2 protein-coding genes are annotated in these 4,145 nt (G+C 39.5%); both read left to right on the forward strand.

Features of this window, described 5'->3' with window-relative positions:
• The first annotated feature begins 581 nt into the window (after window positions 1–581).
• A complete protein-coding gene (locus F6J94_RS31180) occupies window positions 582–1,805 on the forward strand; it encodes a glycosyltransferase family 2 protein (RefSeq protein ID WP_293047352.1) in 1,224 nt (407 codons plus the stop codon).
• Window positions 1,806–2,533: 728 nt separating this feature from the next.
• Window positions 2,534–4,145 (forward strand): capsular biosynthesis protein (locus F6J94_RS31185; protein ID WP_293047354.1); only part of this gene is annotated, 1,612 nt, incomplete at its 3' end.

Genomic DNA, 4,145 nt, shown 5'->3' on the forward strand with positions numbered 1-4,145 from the left:
GTAGACTTTCTGATTTTAGATGAAGGTGAGATTACCCTACCGAGATTTGTGGAGGCACTGGCTTTTGGAGAAACCTCGGGAGTATTCCGTGCTCATGGCGAAAGGGCAGATGTCACCAAGACACCCTCATAGCTATGATAATTGCTATGTGGTAGACAATTTCTGGATTTTAGGGAACAGGGAACAGGGAACAGGGAAGAGAGAATAGGTAATAGGTAATAGGTAATAGGTAATAGGTAATAGGTGATAGGTAATAGGTGATAGGTGATAGGTAACATGATAATCAAATAGATATAATTAGGTTTTTATTATACTTTCAATAAAATCATATAACTTACTTATAGTTAGTTTAGAGCTGGTTATATTTTACTAATTAGCGATTATTTCTTGGATTTAAGATATAGTCTATTATTCCTATTAATGATGATGATAACAAAAGGTTTGTTTTTGTTAAATTCACCCTCTTATCTGTTCCCTGTTCCCTGTTCCCTGTTCCCTATTCCCTATTCCCTGTTCCCTGTTCCCTGTTCCCTGTTCCCTAAAAAAAAATAACTTATTTTAAGCTTTAAGGATGTTGAATTGTGTTAGCTAATCAGCCATTAATCTCATTTATTGATATTCCATTTTTGGTAATAGCATTTGCCCTTATCGTTCCAATTACAGTTCTTTTTATTGAATGTAGTGCAGCAATTTTGCCTAATGCCTCTGAGCCATGGTCGGATGCTAGGAAACCCCGACCAACGGTGGCTGTTTTAGTTCCAGCTCACAATGAAGCCTCTGATATCAGTGCCACCCTGGAAACATTACTACCTCAGCTTACGGAGCAAGACCGACTAATAGTCATTGCTGATAATTGCACTGATGACACCGCAGCAGTGGCTCGGAAATCTGGTGCTACCGTAATTGAACGACAGGATCATGAGCGCAGAGGTAAGGGATATGCCTTAGACTTCGGTATGAGCTTTATCGAGCCTAATCCACCGGATGTAGTGGTGGTGGTTGATGCCGACTGTATCGTTGCTGAAGGAACGATTTCACGGATTTCCCGCCTTGCGATCGCTACACAACGACCGGTTCAGTCAACTTACTTAATGACACAACCAGACAAACCGGTAGTAAAGGATTTGATCTCTACCCTGGCGGTTAAATTCAAAAATACAGTCCGTCCGAGTGGGTTACATCGACTGGGCTTGCCTTGTTTGTTAACAGGTTCAGGAATGGCTTTCCCCTGGTCAGTGATTCGCAAAATCTCTTTGGCTGGCAGTAAAACAGTTGATGATATGCAGTTGGCTTTGGATTTAGCGATCATCGGACATTCCCCAATATATTGCCAACAAGCAGGAGTGACAGGTCGTCTGATGAAAGACGCTTCAGCAAAGAGTCAAAGGTCACGCTGGGAGCATGGTCATATCGAGACTTTGCTAAACCAAGTTCCTAAGTTGCTCAAAGAGTCTATTCGTCAAAGACGTTTCGATCTATTAGCGTACGCATTAGACTTATGTGTGCCACCATTGTCCCTATTGGTTCTAATTTGGGTAGCTGCTACAGGGGGAGCTTTACTCGGGGGAGCATTGGGAGCATCATGGATAAGTACTATTGTCTTACTAATAGAAGGGGTGCTGCTGTTAATTGCGATTGTTGAAGGTTGGGCTAAATTTTGCCGAGCAGACTTTCCGATCCTGATGCTCTTAGCTGTTCCAATTTACATTCTGTGGAAAATTCCCCTCTATCTGGCTTTTCTGGTGGAACCTCAGACCAAGTGGATTCGCACAGAGCGGGATGCAGTCGATACCCCATCATCCTAATCAACTTATTCTACTAGGGGAGATCATTCTCTGGTTTCTTCTTTAGCCTAGGTATAGGATTCTTAAGTAATTGTTTAATAATCCTGGTTAATTAAATTTTTAATACCATAATTTAGCCCAAGTAATTATCCTTGGGCTTACCTATTTTGGATATAAGTAGTTGAGAGTTATACCACAAAATATAGCAGAAGTCAGAAGTCAGAAGTCAGAAGTCAGAAGTCAAACTCTTGCGCTTACTTAGGTTTGAGACTTTTGTCATGTCCTAACTGCCCTGGCGACTGCTATAAATCAAAAAAATTAGCATCCTAAGTGTATATTAAAAGATAATTTAAGCGGGGAATAATTCCAAGTATTAAAAGTAATAATCAAGAGCAATATCAGGATATATTAAGATTAAAATTATCTGTCAAATTAATTTACATAATTGGTATAAAATATTTTGATATTTTTTACTATAAAGATAGTTTTAAATTACCAAAGTCTTTTGAAAAACAAAAAGACTATAAATAACCGAAATAAAAGGAGTTGAGGGCACTCCGGAATATTGATAAATTTTTCTTCGACATCGATCAAGTATAGCATCGATGTGAACAGGGTTATAAACCTGGACAATCCGGATTATTGCCCTGAGAGTTGGTAATTATTAGTGTCTCCCTGCAAAAATTAGCATCCTCTTGGATATACAACAGGGGGCTGAAACCTTATCAACTAGTAAAAGGGGCAGACAATTGCAACAAATAACATTAAACGAGCAAGATGAGTTAAATACTCCTCAAAAAGGATTAAATCTCGGTCCGCTTTTGAGGATTGCCCGACGCCAAGCCATGGTGGTTGCAGGGATTGCAGGTTTAGTGACTGTTGCTGCTACCTTTTTGAGTAGCAAATCTCCCTCTACATATTCAGGTAATTTTCAGCTGTTAGTGGAACCAGTCACATCTGCTGCAGCAATATCCACTGAACCAATGACACTTACTCGGGGTCAGGGAAGAATACCTGGTGCGGGAAATTTTGAACTGGACTATGCAACTCAGATTAAAATCCTAACCAGTCCTGAAATCTTATCTAAAATAGTCAATAAAATTAAATTCCAGTATCCAGATTTTACCATTGGGGTACTTCAGTATTATTTAAAAGTTGAACGTCTCGAAGAAGAAAGTCAAGGGGAAGATACTAAAATCCTATCAGTTACTTATAGTGGAACAGATGAAAAACTAGTAGAGTTGGTATTAGAAACAACAGCTGAAGAATATGAAAAGTATAGTTTAGAAGACCGCACAACCCGCATTGGTCAAGGGGTTAAGTTTATTAATGATCAACTTCCTGAATTACAGAATCGAGTTAAGAGTATCCAAGGAAAGTTGCAAAATTTGCAACAGCAGTATCAGCTAATTGAGCCTCAATTTGATGGGCAACAATTATCAGATAGAGTTCGTAAAATTAGCGATCAAACAAGAGATACAACCAGGCAGTTACAAGAGCTAATAAACTTAAAAAACAGCTTACAAAGACAATTAAAGCTATCGCCAACGGAAGCTTTAGCTTCTTCTGCCTTAAGTGAAGATCCTAACTATCAGAAGTTACTGGCGGATCTTAAAGAAATAGAAAGTAAAATTGCGATACAATCCGCCCGCTTTCAGCCAGAGAGCCCTAATATTCAAACCCTACTAGAGCAACGGCAAAACCTAGAAAATCTTCTCAATCGGGAAGTACAACGGATTCTGGGTCAGAACTTAGGAGGTCAACCGATTAACCCCCGAGTGCGAACCCTCCAAAATCCAATTCGTTTACAACTGATTCAACAATTGGTTGATACCACCAACCAAATTGAGGTACTACAGGTTCGTAATCAGGCTCTGATACAAACTAAAAACACTGTTGACCGCGAAGTCCAAGAATTTCCGATTTTTGTTCGTGAGTATAATGATCTACAGCGGCAGTTACAAATTGCTACTCAAACTCTCAACCAACTGGAAACTCAGAAAGAGACCTTGCAGGTGGAGAAAGCTCAACGGGAAGTGCCTTGGGAGATAGTTTCTCAACCTCAGCTTTTGCGCGATCCGACCGGTCAACCGATCGCAGAATCTAGTCAGAATAAGTTGATACTTCTAGGAGTTATGGGTGGTTTAAGCTTAGGGATGGGTACAGTTCTCCTTTATGATAAGTATCGGAATATCTTCTATGAAATCAAGGATATTGAAGAAGGCCATAATTTACCTGTTTTAGGAGAAATACCATTTAGTAAAAATCCTGAACTATTCAATAATTTGAGTGTAGATTATGACAACGATGAGGACAGAATTTCTGAGGATAGTCGATTTCAAAAAGCATTCGACTCTCTCA

Origin of the sequence: Moorena sp. SIO1F2 (genome assembly GCF_010672755.1) — a bacterium.
GTDB lineage: Bacteria > Cyanobacteriota > Cyanobacteriia > Cyanobacteriales > Coleofasciculaceae > Moorena.